Genomic DNA, 19,100 nt, shown 5'->3' with positions numbered 1-19,100 from the left:
TGATTCATCCAGCCCGCGGGATGAATCCGGGCACGCCGGTCTCGACGACCGTGTTGAACCTGATGTTTGTTGTGATCTGGTCCCTCATCTCTCGCATGGCGTCTTCGGGCAAGGCTGAAATATCGAAGTTTTCCTGGATGCGCCGGGGATTGGTCGAAGTCGTCAGGAAAGCGGTGCCGCGCTGGACGGCCCACGCCAGCGCAATTTGAGCCGGTGTCTTGTGCAAACGCTCCGCGATGGCAGTGATCGCCGGATCAGCCAAGACGTTCGGCTTCATCGCGTGTCCCAGCGCTGCAAACGCCTGCAGCACAATTCCGTGCTCTCGACAGAAGTCGAGCAGGTCCCATTCGGGGAGATACGGATGCGATTCGACTTGCACCATGGCGGGCCTGATCCGCGCGACCGAAACGATCTCGCGCAGCTTGTCCAGCGTGATGTCCGACAGGCCGATCGACTTGCAGTGCCCCTCGTCGACAAGGCGTTCCAGCGCCCCCCACGTTTCGGCCAGCGTAACCCCAGAATCATAGATGACCCGACCGTGCTCATCCCTCGGGTCCTGCTCGTCGCCGGGTTGAAAGGCAAAGGGCGTATGGATGATGTAGCAATCGATCTCGTCGAGCTGCAGCCGTCGGCGACTGGCGTCGAAGGCAGGCCTGACCCGTTCCGGCCGATGATTGGTGTTCCATAGCTTCGTCGTAACGAACAGGTCCTTGCGCTGAAGCGTCCCCGCCTTGAAGGTCTCCTGCAGCGCGTCGCCGACCGCTTCCTCGTTGCGATAGCGCTCCGCGCAATCAAGATGTCGAAATCCGGCCTCCAACGCAGCCTTGGTGGCCCGCCTGGTCACGAGCGGATCCGGAATGAGCGTGCCAAATCCCACCGCGGGAATCGTCCCGGATTGATGAGTTGGAATTCTCGTATAACGAAGCGTATCTGACGAAGTCATGCTGATGCTCCTTTGCTTGTCCACGGCTCCCTCAAAAGTGAGGGACGAGGTATTCGGAATTGACGATGCGATGTCGTTCCACGGCTCCAGGCGTTAACCGGTAGGCCGCGGCTTACGGAGAAAAGACACGAGCGGAATCACGACGAGCATGGCGAACATCAGGATCTCGAACTGGTCGATGACCGCGACGGTCGCCGCCTGACGCGTGACCATGCCGTTGAGGGCCGCAAGGCCCGGCTTGCCGACCGAGCCCCCGACATAAGCGGCGACACGATAGGGCTTGAGATTCTTTGCGAGTGCGGCGTGCACAGCCTGCGTGTTGGCGTAGAAGAAGAGCTGGACGACCGCGATGCCAATGGTGCTGCCATAGAGGCGCGAAAGGTTGACCAACGCGCTGCCTTCCGGGCGGAGCTTCGGATCGAGCGTGCCGAACGCGGCCCTGGCGAGCGCGGGCAGCAACATGCCGAGACCCGCTCCCTGGAGCAGGCCGGCCTCGACCACCGGCCGCCAATCCATCGCCGGCGAATAGCCGAGCATCAGCCAGTTGGCATAGACCACCAGCGTCATTCCGCCCACGAGGAACGGCCGGTAGTCGATCTGCGCCGGGATCAGGCTCGTCAGCACCAGCGCTCCCACCAGCGCGACGCCGCGCGGAACAGTCATGTATCCAGTGGTGTCGACGGGGTAGTTGAGCAATTCCTCCAGCATCGGAGACGTCAGGGCCAGGGTCGGCAGCAGCACGAAACCAAGCGCGAAGGAGATGACCGTCGAGAGCACGAGATTGCGGTCCCTGAACAGCGCCGTGCGGAGAAAGTGCTCCTTTGTCGTCATGACGTGCACGATGAAGAGATAGAAGCCGAGCACGGAGGCGCCCGCCTCGATCCAGATTTCCGTCGCGGCGAACCATTCCAGGCGCTCGCCGCGGTCGAGCAACATCTGCAACCCGATCATGCCGACGGAGAACGTCGTCAGGCCGAAGAAGTCGAAGGGCTGGCTCTGCTCGGCCCGCTTCTCGCCGAGCAGCTGAGCCATCGTCAGGAAAATGAAGCCCGTCATCGGCAGGCTGAAATAGAAGATCGCGGGCCAGCCGTAATATTCACTGAGCCAACCGCCAATGGCTGGGCCGCTGCTGATGCCGAGCAGGGAGCAGACGGTCCACGCCAGGCTCATGCGCGCATGTCGCACCGGCGATGTCGCCTCGAGCAGGATCGCCAGCGAGAGCGGCGCCAGCGGTCCGCTCGCCGCGCCCTGGAGGATTCGCGCCAGCACGAACTGAATCGAGGTCGTCGCCAGTGTATCGAGGGCGAGACCCAACACGAAAATCGTGACGGCGGCCTGATAGACCACTTTCCGGCCGTAGCGTCCCGCCAGCCATTGCGTGATCGACATGGTCACGGCGCTCGCAGCGATATAAGAGGAAAACACCCAGCCGACCTCGTCATTGGCCATCGAGAGCGTCGCCTGAATATGAGGTAGCGCCGCGTTCGGTATCGAAATGTTGACGGCCTGCATGTAGGTCGCCATGAGGGCGGCCGCGGCGATCGCGTGACGACCACCGGGCGCCGTGGTCGATGGAAGGGGCGTAGTCATTTTCCCTCCGTTGCGCGCGCGGGTTGGAGCAGATGTGCCCAGCTGCGGCGATGGCCGGTATCAACCCGCGCCGTCACGCTGATGCCCGAGAACAGCGGCCGGCTTGGATCGAGATCGTCGAGTTCCAGGCGCACCGCCAATCGCTGGACGACCTTGACCCAGTTTCCCGTCGCATTCTCGGGCGGCAGGAGCGAGAAGTCCGATCCGGTGCCGGGACTCATGCTGACGATATGCGCCCTGAACTTGCGATCCGGATAGGCATCGACGTCGATCGTCGCCTCCTGCCCTGGACGCATATGACTGAGACCGGTCTCGCGAAAATTCGCCTCGACCCAGACGTGCCGGCTCGACAGCAGCGAGAACGTCGGTGCCCCGGCATTGACGAAGCCGCCGATCTGGAGATCGTCCACCTTGGTCACGATGCCGTCCTCCGGCGCCGTCACGGTGGCATAGGAGAGATCGAGCCGCGCACGGTCGAGCTGTGCCCTGGCCGCGCGAACGGTCGGATGGCGATCGATGTCGATATCGGCATCGCCATTGAGGGCAACGACCGTGTTGGCGATCTGCTGTTCGATCGACACAATGCGGTGGCGAGCGACCTTCATATCCGTCTCGGCCCGCTCGTAGACCGCGCGCGGCGTGAAGTCGGAAGCGACCAGCATCTTCTTGCGGTCGAACTCGCGCTCGTCGAAGGCAGCAGATTCTTTGGCCGATTGCAGCTCCGCCTGCTGCTGACGATGGGTCGCCTTGAGGGATTCGATCTGGAGCCGCGCACTTCCGAGGCGCGCCTCGGCCTGGTCGACGGCAATTTCATAAGGCTCCGGGTCGATGCGAAACAGCACCTGGCCCCGCCGGACGCGCTGATTGTCACGCACGGCGATCTCGACCGCCTGGCCGGAAACCCGGGCATTGATGGTCACCTTGGCGGCGCGAACGAATGCGTCGTCGGTCGAGACATATTGCTCCTGCGCCAGATAGATAAAGGCGCCGACCACGGCCACCGCCATCGGCAGCGCGAGCATCAGCGGCCGTCGCAGCCGCTTGCCGAGCCCTGTCCTGAACCATTGCGCGGCGGCCTCGCTCGTGCGGAACCTGTTGCGATCGCCGAGCCCGCCGGCGATTGGCGCGAAATCGAAACGCATCGAAAAATCCTCCGGTTCAATCTATTTAATAACGTTCGTTACAAATATTGTACTCCGACGTGGCGATCAATAGCGCGACCTTGATTTTTATAACGATCCATACAAATATATGCGTGGAACGTGGCAACCGGGGTTCTGACGACATGGCACGGAAAAAGAGCGAAACGAGCCCGGCGCGCCGGGGACGGCCACCAGCCTACGACGCAGAGACGGCCTTAAAGCGGGCAACGGAAACGTTCTGGAGGACGGGCTATTCCGGTACCTCCCTGGACAAGGTCGCTGCCGCGACCGGGATGAGTCCGCCGAGCCTCTACGCAGTGTTCGGCAACAAGCATGCGCTCTATCTCGAGGCGCTCGCGCGTTATTGGGAGATCAGCCTGGCCGCGACCCGTGAGGCACTCGCGGGGGACCATCCCTTGGACGAGGCGCTGATGCTGGCCTATGACGCGGCGCTGTCGATCTATTTTTCCGGCAAGGGAGCCGCGCGCGGCTGCTTCGTGGTGGGGACGGCGGTGACCGAAGTCGCAGAAGATGCCGCGATCCGGAGCAGCGTCGCGGCGGGACTGCGCATGATAGATGCCGATTTCGAAGCCCGCTTCCGCCTCGCGCAGGACAAGGGCGAGCTGAAGCGCGACGCCGATCCGGCGGCGCTTGCCATTCTCGCTTCGGCCACGATGCACACCATTGCCATTCGCGCCCGTGCCGGCGCCCGCCGCTCCGAGCTGAGGGAGATGGCCCGAAAAGCGGTCGATGTGCTCTGCGGATGCCGGCGATGATCTCGCGGATTTCAGCCATGGCTCCACCCGGCAATAGCGACGACCAGCTTTAGCCTGCCGCTGCAGCCCCGCGCCGCGGCAGCTTCCAGTCGGGGCGGATGAAGTGGCAAGTGTAGCCGTCCGGATAGCGTTCGAGATAATCCTGATGCTCCGGCTCGGCTTCCCAAAACTCGCCGGCGGGCGCGACCTCGGTCACGACCTTGCCAGGCCACAGACCGGACGCCTCGACGTCTGCAATCGTGTCCTTTGCGATCCGCTTCTGTTCGTCGCTCGTATAAAAGATCGCCGAGCGATAGCTCGTGCCCAAATCATTGCCCTGGCGGTTGAGTGTGGTCGGATCGTGGATCTGGAAGAAGAACTCCAGCATGGTCCGGAAGCTGGTCTTGGCGGGATCGAAGGTGATCTCGATCGCTTCGGCATGACCTTCATGATTGCGGTAGGTCGCATTCTCCACCGTGCCGCCGGTGTAGCCGACACGGGTGGAGATCACGCCCGGCTGCTTGCGGATCAGATCCTGCATGCCCCAGAAGCAGCCTCCGGCCAGAATTGCGCGTTCCGTTGTCATTCGATGCTCCATCCGTTTAGCTGAGATGCTTACCGCTGTTCTGCGATGGCACGCAGGCGCGGGTCATCATGGTCGTCGTGATACTCCAGGCCCAATGGGCCGATGGCGGAAACCTGCGTGACGTATTCGCCGGACTTCGCCCAATGAAAATGCCAGGTCTCGCCGGGCAGCACGATAACACTGCCCAGCGGATAAGCCTTCACTTTGTCGCCATCAAAGCCTTCGCCGAGCCCGATGTAGAACACACCCGACATGACCGTGTAGATGCGGTCCTCCGGATGCTTGTGCGGCATCAGCCTGGTGCCGCCGGGCACTTTCACCCGGACTACGTAAGGCCCGGGCTCACTGGGGTGGCCAACCATGACGGCCAGCCGCGCGCCCGGCGGGAATGCCGGAAACGGCTGCCATGCGATATCCTCGGGCAGAATGGCCCGGAACCTGTCTTCGTCCGGCTGATGTTGGCGGGGCATGACGGCAGTCCTGGTGTGTTGAGCTAGATCAGTTTGGCGTCGAGCGTGATTGCGGCGTTGAGCACCTTCGACACCGGGCAGTTCTTCTCGGCTTCGCCGGCGATCTTGGCGAAACCTGCGTCATCGAGGTTCGGCACCTTGGCACGCAACGTCAGCGCCGATTTGCTGATCTTGAAACCCTTGCCTTCAGGTTCGAGCGTGACCGCGGCTTCTGTCGAGAGCTCGTCAGGCGTGAAGCCGGCGAGCTGCAGGCCGAAGGCCAGCGCCATGGTGAAGCAACCGGCATGGGCCGCCGCGATCAATTCCTCGGGATTGGTGCCCTTCTCGTTCTCAAAGCGGGTCTTGAACGAATAGGGCGTCGCGGCGAGCACGCCGGATTCACTCGATAGCTGACCGGTGCCATCGCGACCGGTGCCTTTCCAGACTGCTGTTGCCTTGCGGATCATCTCAATTCTCCATGTTTGATTCAGCACCGGGGCTCGGTACCGGACGAAAGCGACATTGGCACGACCACCTGTCGCCGTTCCGCCCGGCCGAACGCCGCAGCGGTTCCGTTAGGCGCCAATCTGTCCGACGTGGAAGCCGAGCCGGTTCTCAACGTCACCGGCGCGGTGGAAGCCGCGCGACATCAGCGCCTTGATGCGGGTCTGACTCGCGGGGCGGCTGAGCGAGGCCAGGAACGCGTCCCATTCCGGCTTGATCTCGACATCCGGCGGCAGGCTCGCGACGTCGACGAGGCGCTTGGTCTCGGCAATCGCCTCCTTGTCGAAGGACGCGATGCGCATAGCCAGCGCCTCGACGAAGCCGTCGAGCTCGGCATCCGGCAACGACCGGTTCACATAGCCGTAACGTTCAGCGAGATCGCCGTGGATATCGTCGGCGCCGAGCAGAACTTCGAGCGCGCGGCCGCGGCCCATCAGGCGCGGCAACCGCGCCATCGGCCCGCCGCCGGGCACCAGGCCCGCACCGACTTCCCATTGCGACAGAATCGCCTTTTCGCGGCTGGCAAAGCGCATGTCGCTCGCGAGCGCCAGCTCGCTGCCGACGCCGGTCGCGCGACCCCGGATCAAGGCAATCGAGACGACCGGCGCGCGGCTGAGACGCACCAGCATGTCGGGCAGTGCCTGCAGGCCGGTCGGCCCGGGCGGGATACGAAGCGAATCCTCGAGCGGCGCGAGGAAGTCGTAATGTGTGATGAAGAAGCCTTCGACGGCGCTGTCGAACACCACGACCTTCACCTCAGGATCGGTCTCGATCGCCGTGACGACGTCGTCCAGAAGCGGAAGTTGCTTGGGGCCGAAGATATTGACCGGGGGCATGTCGAAGGTGACGCGCCAATACGACGGCAGCCGACGTTCCAAGCGGATTTGGTCCGTCGTGAAAGTGCGTTCGGGGCGGTTCATGATTGCATTCCTCTCTGTGGGGAAAGAAGGGAACGCGCGGAAGTGCGCGTCCCCGCAGGTCTCAGATCGACTGACGCAGCGGTCGGAAGGCGGTGCGCATTTCCGCGGAGAACAATGCGGGCTGCTCCCAGGCGGCGAAGTGGCCGCCCTTGTCGAGGCGGTTGTAGTGCATCAGCTTCGGATAGGCCTTCTCGGTCCAGCTGCGCGGCGCGGCGTAGATCTCGTCCGGGAAGACGCTGACGGCGACCGGGATCCTGATCTGCTTGGGCTCGAAGAACACCAGCTTGTTCTCCCAGTACAGCCGCGCCGACGACACCGCGGTGTTGGTGAGCCAGTAGAGCGTGATGTTGTCGATCACGTCGTCCCGCGACAGCCCTTCCGTCTTGCCGTCGAACACCCGAGCGATCATCGCGGTGCTGCGCGAATCATGGTCGAGCATCCAGGACGCGAGACCCGCCGGCGAATCCACCAGGCCATAGAGGGTCTGCGGCCGGTTGGACATCTCGATCGCGTAGCCGAGACCATGCTTGTAGAAATCATCGAGCTGATCGTAAGCGTAGCGCTCGTCCGCCGAGAGGTTCGACGGCCGCGATCCGCCGGGCTGAAGCGCCTTGGCGATGTCATCAGGAACGGTCGCGGGCATATTGGTGTGGATGCCGAGCAGTTCCGGCGGCGCGATCACCGCCATCTGCTCCGTCACGGCATTGCCCCAATCGCCGCCTTGCGCGACATAGCGGTTGTAGCCGAGCCGCTTCATCAGCACGATCCAGGCGCGCGCCACGCGCTGGGGGTCCCAGCCCAGCTCCGTCGGCTTGCCGGAGAAGCCGTGGCCGGGCAGCGAGGGGATCACGAGATCGAAGGCGTCCACCGCCGTCGCGCCGTGTGCGGTGGGGTCGGTGAGCGGGCCTACGATCTTCATCTGCTCGATGATCGAACCAGGCCAGCCATGCGTGACGATCATCGGCAGCGCGTTTTCGTGGTACGAGCGAACGTGAATGAAGTGGATGTCGACGCCGTCAATCTCGGTGACGAATTGTGGCAAGGCATTCAGCCGCGCCTCCATCTTGCGCCAGTCGTAGTCGTTCTGCCAGTAGCTCACGAGTTGCTGCACCGTCGTCAGCTGCACGCCCTGTGATTGATCGGCGACGATCTCGCGATCGGGCCAGCGCGTCGCCGCGAGACGGCGGCGGAGATCTAGCAAATCCTGCTCGGGCACGCTGACGTGGAACGGGCGAACCGCCCCACTCACGCCCGCCTTCGCGGAATGCAGCGGCAGCAAGCTCGATACGCTTGCGGCAACCGCGGTCATCGCGGCCTGGCCCAACAATTGACGGCGGTCTGGATTGAGAATGTCGATACGTGCTTGCGTGGTCATGTTCGATCTCCCTGGCTTTGGTCGGTGACGCTGACCGAATTCGACATCAACGTCTCGGTTCGTCATGCAGAGAGATTGGCGCAGGCCCTGGCAATTTGCTCGTTATGGGTTGTTAGACCGCGTTAGCCGTTGCGAGCCGCGCCGAGCAGGGCAAGCGGCGATCCGCGATGCGCACCGCCAAAGCAACACAGCGCGCGATGAGCTCATTCATCACGCGCCGCGTCGGCTTGCCTCAGTCGAAGAATCCGTGCTGTCCAGCTCAGGATGGCAGCGGCTGGCCCGCCTGCTCGCGGACGATGTAATCGGCGTACCAATCGGCCCAGTTCTCATCGTGCCCGCCGGCCCGCTTCTCGTGCTCGCCATGTGCCGCCGCCGCGCGGCGCAGTGCTGCGGCCAGCGCAGTCTGTGAAGCGAATGTCGTGCCGCCGCCCGCGATCCGTCCCGGCAATCGCGTCGTGACCTCCTGGAACAACCACCCATTGCCGTCGGGATCGCTGAACGACGCATATGAGCCGTAGCTGCCGCGCTTCGGGTCAGCACCGCTCACCCGAACGCTGCCGGAGAGATAAGGCTCGTCGGTCCCGGCGTGAACATCGCCGGCACCGTGGAATGGAGCGCTGACCTCGACGCCGCGGTCGAGCAGATCCGTTCGCGCCGCCTCCAGATCGGAGACGATCAGGTACAAGCCTCGCGCCGAGCCCGGCGCTGCCGCCGTCACGTTCCTGCCGAAGATCACCGAGCAGGCCGAACCCGGCGGCGTGAACTGGATCACGCGCCAGTCATCGCCGGAGGCAAAATCGGCGTCCAGTCGCCAACCGAGACGCGCGTAGAAGGCCTTGGCGCGATCGACATCGGACACCGGGATCACGATCACCTCGAGCCGCTGATCGACGCTAGGCGATGTCGAAGGCGTCTTCGTAGACTTGTTGGAAGGCTTGTTGGAAAGCTTGGCCGCGGCGTCGCGGTCGATTTCGGTAGTGGCCATGTCGAACTCCCTGGGTTGGATCTAAGACGAGCTTCAAGCAGCTGTGATCGGCATCACGATGGTAACCCGTGTGCCGTCTTCTCCCGCCTCGCCCTGCAGCCGGCCGTGAATGCTGCGTGCGAGTCCTTCGAGAATCCGGCTGCCGGTGCCCTGAAGCGGCCCGGTCGCGCCGATCCCGTTGTCTGTTACCGTGCAGAACCAGGCGCCGTCGCGATTGGCCATGTCGATGCGGATCAGTGCGTCATTCCTGTTCGGGAAGGCGTGCTTGGCCGCATTCGTCACCAGCTCCGTCAGCATCAGCGCAAGCCGATGGCATTGCGACGCCGGCAGCGTACCGCTTTCGATCGCAGCCTCGCAGCGGATGCCCGCCGGCTCCAGCACGGCCTCGGAAATCGCTCCGCACAGGTTTTCGAAAAAGGCCGCGACCGGGATCGCCGTATGGTCGTCATTGTCGGACAAGAGCTGATAGAGCCTGCCGAAGGCGACGATGCGCCGCTCGAGCCGGTCCGCTGCAAGCGACACGTCCCTGGTACCCGTTCTGGTGAAATCGCGGCGGACTGACGCACCGAGTATCGTCAGCGTGTTCTTCATCCGATGGTGGGATTCCCGCAGCACGAGCTCCCAGTCACGCGACTGATCGTCAAGACTAGCCACAAATTGAGATCGAACGACGTGGTCATTCGGCCGAGCATCGATACCGGACATCGTAGCCTCCCCGTTGGAATTAACGCCAAACTCGGAACGGATACTGGATGCAGTTCGTGCGCATTGCTCGTTAGACGTTGCAAGATTCTGTTATGATGGCGGTACGACGACGGGCAGTCCGAGCGTGAGCTGGTCGGTCAAGCACGCTGCCGGGTTGTCCCGATCGCTTCGCGAGATGCTCGCGTTTGAGTACAATTTGCGACGGATCGTCGCGCGCGACCGGCCAATTGCCGGCACCCTCCACGCGATTTCGCCACTTTCGACCAGTTTACTCAGGGTTCCCTTCTGGTAGATCAAAGTGCAGAGTTCAGCTCTTTCACTGGAATGATTGGCACGTGCCGGACACTAACGACCAGGATTCGGCCATTGCATTCGGGCCATTCCGGCTGTTCGCAAAGACGCGGCTGCTCGAGAAGGACGGCGCCCCTGTTCACCTCGGCGGCCGCGCACTCGATATCCTCGTTTTTCTCGCCGAGCGCGCCGGCGAGGTCGTGGACAAGCGTGAGTTGATGCGGCGGGTCTGGGCCGACGTGAACGTGGACGAAGGCAGCCTGCGCTTTCACATCACGACGCTGCGCAAGGCCTTGGGCGATCCGGGCGAAGGCTCCCGCTACGTCGTCAACGTCCCCGGACGAGGTTATTGCTTCACGGCCGCGCTGCTCCAGGCCGCCCCTTCGGGGAGCCGGACCAGCCTGCCCGTTGCTGCGCCGCGCTCGCTGCCCTCGCCACTCGCGAGGATGATCGGGCGGGACGATGCGGTCGAGAGAATTTCCGCCGAGCTGGCCTTGCATCGCTTCGTCACGATCGTCGGCCCCGGCGGAATCGGCAAGACTTCAGTAGCACTGGCGGTCGCGCATCGCGAGCTCCAGGCCTTCGACGGCCAGGTGTGTTTTGTCGATTTCGGCGCACTGAGGGAGACCCGGCTCGTTACGGGAACGATTGCGGCCGCGCTGGGCCTGACAGTCAATTCCGACGACCCGATGCCGGGGTTGCTGACATTCCTGCGCAGCCGGCGGATGCTGCTGGTCTTCGACAGTTGCGAGCACATCCTCGACGATCTCGCCCCTCTGGCCGAGCGCATCGTCCGGGAAGCGGGCGAGCTGCAAATTCTCGCCACCAGCCGCGAATCTTTCCGCGCCGAAGGTGAGCGTGTCCATCGGCTGTTTCCATTGGATTGCCCGCCACAGCGCGACGGCCTCGGCATCGCCGACATCCTTGCCTATCCTGCAACTCAGCTCTTCGTGGAACGCATCGCAGAGAGCCTGAGCGAGTTCGAGCTCAGCGAAGAGGATGCGCCGCTCGTCGCCGATATCTGCCGTCGGCTGGACGGCATCGCGCTCGCCATCGAGCTCGCGGCCGGGCGTGTGAATGCCTATGGCATCGCCGGGACCGCCTCTCTGCTCGACAGCCGTTTCTCGCTGCTGTGGCGCGGGCGGCGCACCGCCGTCCCGCGGCACCACACCCTGAGTGCGGCGCTCGCCTGGAGCTATGATTTGCTGCCGGCAACCGAAAGCGCAACGCTGCGCGGATTGTCGGCATTCGTCGGGCCATTCACCCTGGAAGCCGCGCTTGCGGTCGCATCCTGTCAGGGCATTGGCGAAGCAGAAGCCGCCGAGGCGATCTCCAATCTGCTTTCCAAATCGCTGATCGCGACCTCGCCTGCGGAGCGGCGGCTGCGCTATCGCCTGCTCGACACCACACGTGCCTTCGTCGCGGAGAAGCTCGTCGAGAACGGCGAAGCGGACCGCGCCGCACGCGCCCACGCCGAATATTTTCGCGACTTCCTGCGCGACATCGCTCTCCAATCCACGGGCATGCAGAGTGCCGGCGGCTTTCTTCCCTATGCCGACCACCTGCCCAATGTCCGGGCCGCGCTGAACTGGAGCTTTTCGGACGGCGGGGACCGAACGATCGGCGTGGATCTGGCGGCGTCAGCGGCCCAGTTCTTCCTTGAGCTGACATTGCTGACGGAATGCTACCGCTGGACCCAGCAGGCGCTGGCGTCCCTCGACGCAAGCGCGGAGGATGGCCGCAATGAAATGATCTTGCAGGCCGCGCTCGGCGTCTCCGCGATGTTCACGCAAGGCAATACCGAAGCGGTCCGCTCGGCATTCACGCGCAGTCTCCAGCTTGCGCGGGAGCTCCAGGATTTGCACTGGCAGCTCTGGCTGCTGCGCGGATTACACATCTACCTCACCAGGGTCGGGGATTTTCACGGAGCACTCGGAATCGGTGGACAAGGCGAAAGCGTCGCGCGGAAGCTGAACGATCCCGCCAGCACGCTGAACGTCGAATGGATGTTGGGGGTCGCCCATCATTTAATCGGCAACCAGGACAAGGCAGTGCAGCTCTGCGAGAGCGCGATGTTGCATAATCCCGGCTCGCAGCGGCTGAATATCGGGCATCTCGGCTATGACGACCGCATAGTCGCACTGGTGGCGCTGGCACGCGGGCTTTGGCTCACCGGCCGGCCCGATCGTGCGATCGAGGCGTCGCGATACACCATTCGCGAAGCCGAGCTGCTCGAACAGCCGCTCACTCTCGGTATTTCCTTGATCTGGACCATCTACGTGTTCCTGTGGGTCGGCGATCTGGCCAATGCGGAAAGCCTGATCGAGCGGCTGATCGATCATTCCGCGCGGCACTTCCTCGGGCCCTATCACGCGGTCGGCATCGGCCAGAAGGGTGAGCTGCTGCTTCGCCGCGGCGACGTCGCCGCCGGCATCGAGCACCTCCGCCGCAGCCAGGCCACGCTGTACGCGACGCGACACCGGATCATGACGACGGTGTTTGCGACTGCGCTCGCGGAGGGTCTCGCCTTCCAGAACCAGGCCGGCGAAGCCTTGCAGACCATCAATGATGCCATCGCCGAGATTCCCGATCATGGCGAATCCTTCGACATGCCGGAGATGCTCAGGGTCAAGGGCGACATCCTCGCCCGGTCGGGCAAGGCCGCGGAGGCCGAAAGCTGCTTCCGGGACTCGCTCGATCTGTCACGTCGCCAATGCGCGCTCGGCTGGGAGCTGCGGGGGGCCATCAGTCTCGGCCGGGTCTGGCGCCAAGCTGGTAAAGCCCGAGACGCCCGCGCCCTGCTCGCTCCGCTCGTCGCACGATACCAGGAGGGTCTCCAGACCCGTGATCTCGTCGCCGCCAGGGAGCTCCTTACGGCGCTGAATTGAGAGTATCTTCAATGGGATACCGCAAGGCTATCCGCTCGCAACTCCTAACAAATTCTAACACGCCAAGCCGCATCCGCCCCGCCATGGTGGTGACACTTCATGGTGGATATGGCGGGACATGGCGCTTCTTGACGATGCAATTGATGCCAGCGGCGGAATGGCCCGCTGGAATAGCTTGAGCCGGTTCACGCTTCACCTCTCCGTCGCCGGAACGCTGTTCTCCAGCACCGGACATGCCAGCGAATTCAAGGACGTGACGGCGGAGGGCTCGATTCGCACGCAGTCGGTCCGCTTCACCGGCATCACCGGAGGCGAACACTCCGGCTCGTTTCAGCCGGACGCGATCACGATCGAAAGCCTCGAGGGTGAGATCCTCAGGACCTGGCCCAATCCGAGCCTTGCGTTCACCGAGACCGGTTCGCCCGCGCTCGCGGACGAGCTGCATCTCGTCTTCTTCTGCGGCGTCGCGATCTGGAATTATCTGACCAATCCATTCCTGCTCGCTCATCCCGATGTCGTGGTGGAGGAACTGCCACCGTGGCAGGAGAACAACGAGACATGGCGGCGGTTGCGGGCGCAGTTCCCGCCGGGCCTGATCACGCTCGCCCCCGAGCAGATCTTCTATTTCGACCACAACGCGTTGCAGCGGCGGACCGACCACGATCTGTTCGGCATGAAAGTCGCGCATTACTCCTGGGCCCATGACAGCTTCGGCGGCATCGTGGTGCCGACGCTCCGACGCGCGCAGACGCTGCGGCCCGACGGAACCGTGGTCGCCAAGCCCGTGCTGATGGACGTCGAGATCTTTGACGCCGTCTTCGAGTAGCGGGACGCGCGACATCTCCGTGCTCTCAACGTCTAACAATACATAACGCGCCAACAGCCGGCCTTGAGTGCAGATTGGGATCGCGAGCAACGAACGACGTGACGTGCTCGGACGAGATCCAGCTCGGCGCATCTCCACCACAATGGAGTGCGTCATCGCCGCAAACGCACTCAAGGAGAACGGTCATGAAAATATTGATGGTCATCACTTCGCACGACCAGCTCGGCAACACCGGGCGCAAGACGGGCTTCTGGCTCGAGGAGCTCGCCGCCCCTTATTTCGTCTTTAAGGATTCCGGGGCCGAGATCACCCTCGCCTCGCCGAAGGGTGGCCGTCCGCCGCTCGACCCCAAGAGCAACGAGCCCGAATTTCGCACCGACCTGACGCTGCGCTTCGAAGCCGACGCCGACGCGGAAGCCCAGCTCGACAGGACGGTTCGCCTCGACAGCGTCAAGCAGGAAGATTTCGACACCGTCTTCTACCCAGGCGGTCACGGCCCGATGTGGGACCTCGCCGAGGACAAGGACTCGGTCAAGCTCATCGAATCCTTCCTTGCCGCCGGCAAGACAGTCGCCGTCGTGTGCCACTCGACTGGCGCGCTGCGCCACGTCAAGGCGCCCGACGGCAAGCCACTGGTCCAGGGCAAGGAGGTGACCGGTTTCACCAACGGTGAAGAGGAGGACGTCGGCCTCACCAAGGTGGTGCCTTTCCTGGTCGAAGACGAAATGCTGAAGCTCGGCGCCGTCTTCTCGAAAACGGCAAACTGGGGCGTTCACGTCGTCACCGACGGCCTCTTGATCACGGGCCAGAACCCGCACTCCTCGGGTCCAGCCGCGCAGGCCCTGCTGGCCGCCCTGAAGGGCAAGCCGCTGGCACGCGCTTCGTAGTTCCCGGATGCGGCACATCACGAGAGGTGCCCGCAATCGGGCCTCTCGACGCCGACAGGCCGAGGCATGCCCCGCAGCAAGCGCAATGTCCCGCACTTGCGACACATCTTCACGCCACATGCTGGATTCGGAGCGATGACATGAACATCCCAATCACTCTTGCCCTATCAGCCGCTTTGGCCTGCGCGACCGTGCAGGTCTCGGCGCAGGATCTGCGATCGAGCCGGCGCTCGATCAGCTATCACAAGGTCGACATCCGCGGCCTCGAGATCTTCTACCGCGAGGCCGGGCCCGCCGACGCTCCGACGGTGCTGCTGCTTCACGGGTTTCCCTCGTCGTCGCGGATGTGGGAATCTCTGATGCCGCTGCTCGCCGACAGATATCATCTGATCGCGCCGGACTATCCCGGTTTCGGCAACAGCAGCGCGCCGCCGCCGTCCGATTTCAACTATACGTTCGACAACATCGCCGCCGCAATGGGCGAACTCACAACGAAGCTCGGCCTCACGGACTACGTCTTGTTCATGCAGGACTATGGAGGTCCTGTCGGCTTCCGCATGGCGCTGGCGCATCCCGAACGCGTTCGCGCCATCATCATCCAGAACGCGGTTTCGCACGAGCAGGGGCTGAGCCCGCTGTGGAATGCGCGCAGGAAGTACTGGGCCGACCCGGCACGCGAGCTCGAGGCGCTCAAGGCCAACTTCACATCCCTGGAGGCGACGCGTCAGCGGCATCTCGGCTCCAGTCCGCGTCCCGAGCGCTACGACCCCGACGCCTGGATCGACGAATACGCGTTCCTGACGCGTCCCGGCCAGGCCGAGATTCAGACCACGCTGTTCTTGGATTACCGGACCAACGTCGCCTCGTATTCGAAGTGGCAGGCGTGGTTGCGCCAGACGCGGCCACCGACGCTGGTGGTCTGGGGCAAATACGATCCGTCCTTCACTGTCGCAGGCGCGACGTCCTATCGCAACGATGTGCCGGATGCCGAGGTTCACATCCTCGAAGCCGGCCACTTCGCGCTGGATGAAGCCACCGACGAGATCGCTACGCTTGTCCGCGACTTCCTGGCGCGGCTGGGTGGACACAAGGGTTGAGCACTGGTGGACGCGCTCAGCAGCGAGAAGGGCACGGTCGTGCCGACCTGGTCAGGCCGCCGGCCCGTTCAGCATCTGCCGTGCTGCAATGAGATCGGCGGTCTCGAAACCTTCGGAGAACCGGGCATAGGTTTGAGCGAGCTGTGCGAGCGGATTTTGTACATGCTGCCGGATTCGAAGCCGCGCCAGCGACATCTCGGCTCGCAGCCGCCAGGACAAGGCGCCCTGCTGTTCGGCAAGCGAGATCGAGGCGACAAGATCCGCCTCGGCCGCGTCGGGATTGCCGCCAAGGATTTCCAGCTCTCCGCGCAGGCGGAGCAGCTCGGGCAGGTCGAAGGCGCCGCCTTCCTGCTCGACCCGAGCAATGGATTCGTGAAGAACCTGAATGCCTTCCGTCAATTGTCCCAACGTAACCAAACCTTGGGACAGATCCGCGGCGAACGCCGAGGCATAGAGTTCGTAGCGATCGGCATGCAGGCGTGGAAGCGCACTCCGCATTAGGTCGACGCCGCCGGCCACCTCGCCCCGGGCGATCATGCTCTGTGCCCGAAAACCCGTCGCGACGGCTTCGTAGGGCACGAGTCCGTGCATGCTCGCATGCGCCGCCAGGCGATCGGTCATGGCCTCGACTGACGACCAGTCGCCGAGCCAGCCGAACACCGAAGCGGACCAGCATAATGCGATACAATGCATGACCACGTCATGCGGCGCCGAAGCGCCGACGAGCGGCCGGACGCATTCGAGCGCGCGATCGGGAAAGCCGCGCAGCCATAGGACGCGCGCGAGCGGGATCTGCGGTGTGCGTGAATAGGCGAAATGCCCAGGTTGCGTCCCGCGGAGCGCAGCGTCGTCGCGCAGGCCCTGGTCGAGATGGGCTTGCGCCTCGGCCTGGTCTCCGGCGAGGTGATATGACACGCCGAGCAGCGCTTTGCTCCCGGCGATGCCCGCGGTATCGCCGATCACACGGGCAATCCGCTCGGCGTGAAGCGCAGTCGGCACCAGATGCCGATAGCGACCGGTCCGGCGGTAGAACATGTTGAGCCGGGACAACAGCCTGAATGTGTTGGCGTGATCGGAAAGCGCTTCCGCTATCTCCAGCCCGCGCCTGAGCGCCGATTCCGCCTGCTCGCTGTTACGCTCGGTGAACATGAAGGCGTGACCGAGCGTCGACTGAAGTTCGAGCTCCCATGCGCCGCCCCGGTCGGCCTCGTCCAGCATTGCGAGTGCGCGATCGGACCAGATGCGGGCCTCGTTCAGCAAATTGAGTTCGACGAACAGCCTTGTGCAGCTGCCGGCGAGCGGCACGCGCAAGCCGGCGCCGTCGTCGTTGGCATAAGCCCATTGCAGCGCAGCGCGGGCATCGGCGAGCAGGCTCGCGCGTTCCTGCAAACGTGACGCATGATCGCTGCCCTCCTTGTCCCTCATGCCCGCTTCGAGCGTGCATTGAACATAGAGAGCATGACGATGCGCGATCTGCGCCAGCTGTCCGCCGTCGGCCAGTTTCTGCAGGGCATAGGCACGCGTTGCGTCGAGCAGGCGATAGCGCCGCGATGCGCCGTCCGGCTGGGTGGAAACCAGCGACTTCACCACGAGTTGCTCCAGGGCCTCGACGACGCGATCCTCCGCCATCTCCGCCCCGGCCGCGACTGCTATCGCGCCCTTCAACGTGAAGTGACCTGCGAAGACGGCGAGGCGCTGAAATACGATCCGCTCGCTCTCGCCGATCAGACCGAAACTCCAGTCGAGCGTAGCGCCGAGCGTCTGCTGCCGCGGCGGCGCCGTCCGCCGCCCGCGCCATTCGAGCTGCAGCCGGTTGTCGAGCAGCGCCGCCATCTCGCGCAGTCCATAGAGACCAACACGTGCGGCAGCCAGCTCGATCGCCAGCGCGATGCCGTCGAGCTTGCCGCAAATCCGGGCCAGGACTTCGGCATCCTCGTCGGTGATGTCGTCGCGATGCCCCGCCGCGACGGCGCGATCGACGAACAGGCGCACAGCGGGATAGGCCAGCACCTCGCCGGCACTAAGGCGGGTGCCCTGCGGCGGACCAGGGAGCGAAACGAGCTCGAAAATCTGCTCGCCTTCCACCAGCAGCGACTCGCGGCTGGTTGCGAGGATGACGATGCCGGGCGCCTCCCGGTGGATGTTTTCTGCAAGGCGCGCGACCTCCTCGATGACGTGCTCGCAGCTGTCGAGCACGAGAAGCAGCCGGCGGCCGCGCAGGAAATTGACGATGCTGGCCGAGGGGTCCTCGTGGTGCACGACGAGGCCCAACGCGGCTGCAACCGTGCTCGCGACCAGCGCTCCGTCCTTGAGCGGACCGAATTCGAGGAAATGGACCTTGCCGTCGAAGCTATCGCACATCTCGTGCGCGAGCGCGGTCGCAACGGTGGTCTTTCCGATGCCGCCCGGCCCTCGCAGCGTGACGAAGCGATCGCGGAGCAAGCGCGCTGCCAACTCGGCCACGGCGTCCTCCCGCCCGACCATCCGGTCCAATCGGCGCGGTAGCGACGGTGGCGGCGCGGCCCTTTCAGGCACACGCGACGCCGGTGTAGCCACCTCCGCGCGCCCGCCACGCCGCACGGGCGCGACAAAGCAATAGCCCCGGCCCGGGATGTTGGTGATGTAGCGGGCACCATCCTTTCCGTCGCCGAGCACCTTGCGCAGCTCCGCGACATGGACGCGCAGGCTGACCTCCTCGACGGAAAGTCCGGACCACGCATAGCCGAGAATTTCGTTCTTCGGGACCACTTCGCCAGCGCGACTGACCAGCAGGCGCAATATATCCGTCGCGCGGCTACCGAGCCTGACCGGCAAGCCATCCTTCTCCAGCAGCCGCGACCGAAGCGAAAATGGCCCGAACGCGACGGCATCGAGATCCAGAATTGTTGCGGCGTCGCTGCCGCGGGGGCCATGTCCTGCCGAGAGCTCGGTCATTTCTGACTCATCCTGACGATCGCTCCTTCGAAATGCGCCGCGACTATACCCGGCACCGATGCGAGGTCCAGCGAGGGCAACGCATGGAACTCACACCGCCGCATCGATCTCCTCGCGACGTCCGGCGCTCTCCTGAGTCGGATCGAGAATGCGCAAATATCTGATAAATTGTACAAAAAGGACGCTTCCTGAGAAGGGATGCCGCACCTGATGCGCTCCCACA

At 63.9% G+C, this 19,100-nt stretch carries 16 protein-coding genes; 5 read left to right on the top strand and 11 right to left on the bottom strand.

Translation table 11 applies throughout. The annotated features are described in order from the left end of the window. Positions 1–4: 4 nt before the first annotated feature. From IVB41_RS26280 to IVB41_RS26270, 3 genes are all read right to left on the bottom strand, one after another. Positions 5–943, bottom strand: a complete 939-nt coding sequence (locus IVB41_RS26280; RefSeq protein WP_247436357.1) for an aldo/keto reductase — start codon at positions 941–943, stop codon at positions 5–7. Positions 944–1,036: 93 nt separating this feature from the next. Next, positions 1,037–2,533, bottom strand: coding sequence for an MDR family MFS transporter (locus IVB41_RS26275; protein ID WP_247436311.1), 1,497 nt, complete (start codon positions 2,531–2,533; stop codon positions 1,037–1,039). After that, positions 2,530–3,675: an HlyD family secretion protein gene (locus IVB41_RS26270; RefSeq protein ID WP_247436308.1), complete on the bottom strand. Its 1,146-nt coding sequence runs from the start codon at positions 3,673–3,675 to the stop codon at positions 2,530–2,532. Before IVB41_RS26270 ends, IVB41_RS26275 begins: the two co-directional genes overlap by 4 nt. Positions 3,676–3,734: 59 nt before the next feature. Here IVB41_RS26270 and IVB41_RS26265 point away from each other — a divergent pair, with 59 nt between their 5' ends. Further along, the gene (locus IVB41_RS26265; RefSeq protein WP_247436304.1) at positions 3,735–4,451 is read left to right on the top strand and encodes a TetR/AcrR family transcriptional regulator; all 717 of its coding nucleotides are present in this window, start codon (positions 3,735–3,737) and stop codon (positions 4,449–4,451) included. A 49-nt stretch (positions 4,452–4,500) separates the two neighbouring features. On the opposite strand, the gene msrA is transcribed toward IVB41_RS26265, so the two are convergent. The 7 genes from msrA to IVB41_RS26230 all read right to left on the bottom strand — a co-directional run bounded on the left by msrA (position 4,501) and on the right by IVB41_RS26230 (position 9,954). Then, on the bottom strand, positions 4,501–5,016 hold the full coding sequence (gene msrA / locus IVB41_RS26260; RefSeq protein ID WP_247436301.1) for a peptide-methionine (S)-S-oxide reductase MsrA: 516 nt from the start codon (positions 5,014–5,016) through the stop codon (positions 4,501–4,503). 29 nt (positions 5,017–5,045) lie between these two features. Then, a complete protein-coding gene (locus tag IVB41_RS26255; RefSeq protein WP_247436297.1) occupies positions 5,046–5,486 on the bottom strand; it encodes a cupin domain-containing protein in 441 nt (146 codons plus the stop codon). Positions 5,487–5,509: 23 nt separating this feature from the next. Next, positions 5,510–5,932, bottom strand: a complete 423-nt coding sequence (locus IVB41_RS26250) for an OsmC family protein (protein ID WP_027566489.1) — start codon at positions 5,930–5,932, stop codon at positions 5,510–5,512. A 108-nt stretch (positions 5,933–6,040) separates the two neighbouring features. After that, entirely contained in the window at positions 6,041–6,889 is an 849-nt protein-coding gene (locus tag IVB41_RS26245; RefSeq protein WP_247436293.1) for an enoyl-CoA hydratase/isomerase family protein, read from the bottom strand. A gap of 61 nt (positions 6,890–6,950) precedes the next feature. Beyond that, complete coding sequence (locus IVB41_RS26240; RefSeq protein ID WP_247436290.1) at positions 6,951–8,264, bottom strand: epoxide hydrolase family protein; 1,314 nt, start codon at positions 8,262–8,264, stop codon at positions 6,951–6,953. Positions 8,265–8,523: 259 nt separating this feature from the next. Beyond that, complete coding sequence (locus IVB41_RS26235; protein WP_247436287.1) at positions 8,524–9,249, bottom strand: VOC family protein; 726 nt, start codon at positions 9,247–9,249, stop codon at positions 8,524–8,526. 33 nt (positions 9,250–9,282) lie between these two features. Beyond that, positions 9,283–9,954: a sensor histidine kinase gene (locus tag IVB41_RS26230; protein ID WP_247436285.1), complete on the bottom strand. Its 672-nt coding sequence runs from the start codon at positions 9,952–9,954 to the stop codon at positions 9,283–9,285. 335 nt (positions 9,955–10,289) lie between these two features. On the opposite strand from IVB41_RS26230, the gene IVB41_RS26225 reads away from it, so the two are divergent. From IVB41_RS26225 to IVB41_RS26210, 4 genes are all read left to right on the top strand, one after another. Continuing rightward, entirely contained in the window at positions 10,290–13,133 is a 2,844-nt protein-coding gene (locus IVB41_RS26225) for a winged helix-turn-helix domain-containing protein (protein WP_247436282.1), read from the top strand. Positions 13,134–13,251: 118 nt separating this feature from the next. Beyond that, positions 13,252–13,959: a hypothetical protein gene (locus IVB41_RS26220; protein WP_247436279.1), complete on the top strand. Its 708-nt coding sequence runs from the start codon at positions 13,252–13,254 to the stop codon at positions 13,957–13,959. Positions 13,960–14,144: 185 nt separating this feature from the next. Continuing rightward, on the top strand, positions 14,145–14,846 hold the full coding sequence (locus IVB41_RS26215; RefSeq protein ID WP_247436274.1) for a type 1 glutamine amidotransferase domain-containing protein: 702 nt from the start codon (positions 14,145–14,147) through the stop codon (positions 14,844–14,846). Positions 14,847–14,986: 140 nt separating this feature from the next. Next, on the top strand, positions 14,987–15,943 hold the full coding sequence (locus IVB41_RS26210; protein ID WP_247436272.1) for an alpha/beta fold hydrolase: 957 nt from the start codon (positions 14,987–14,989) through the stop codon (positions 15,941–15,943). A 51-nt stretch (positions 15,944–15,994) separates the two neighbouring features. On the opposite strand, the gene IVB41_RS26205 is transcribed toward IVB41_RS26210, so the two are convergent. After that, positions 15,995–18,877 carry a winged helix-turn-helix domain-containing protein gene (locus IVB41_RS26205; protein WP_247436269.1) on the bottom strand — a complete coding sequence of 961 codons (2,883 nt, stop codon included), beginning with the start codon at positions 18,875–18,877 and terminating at the stop codon, positions 15,995–15,997. Between the last annotated feature and the right edge of the window lie 223 nt (positions 18,878–19,100).

Origin of the sequence: Bradyrhizobium sp. 44 (genome assembly GCF_023073095.1) — a bacterium.
In the GTDB taxonomy this organism is placed as follows: Bacteria; Pseudomonadota; Alphaproteobacteria; order Rhizobiales; family Xanthobacteraceae; genus Bradyrhizobium.
This window is presented reverse-complemented; position numbering and strand designations above follow the sequence as displayed.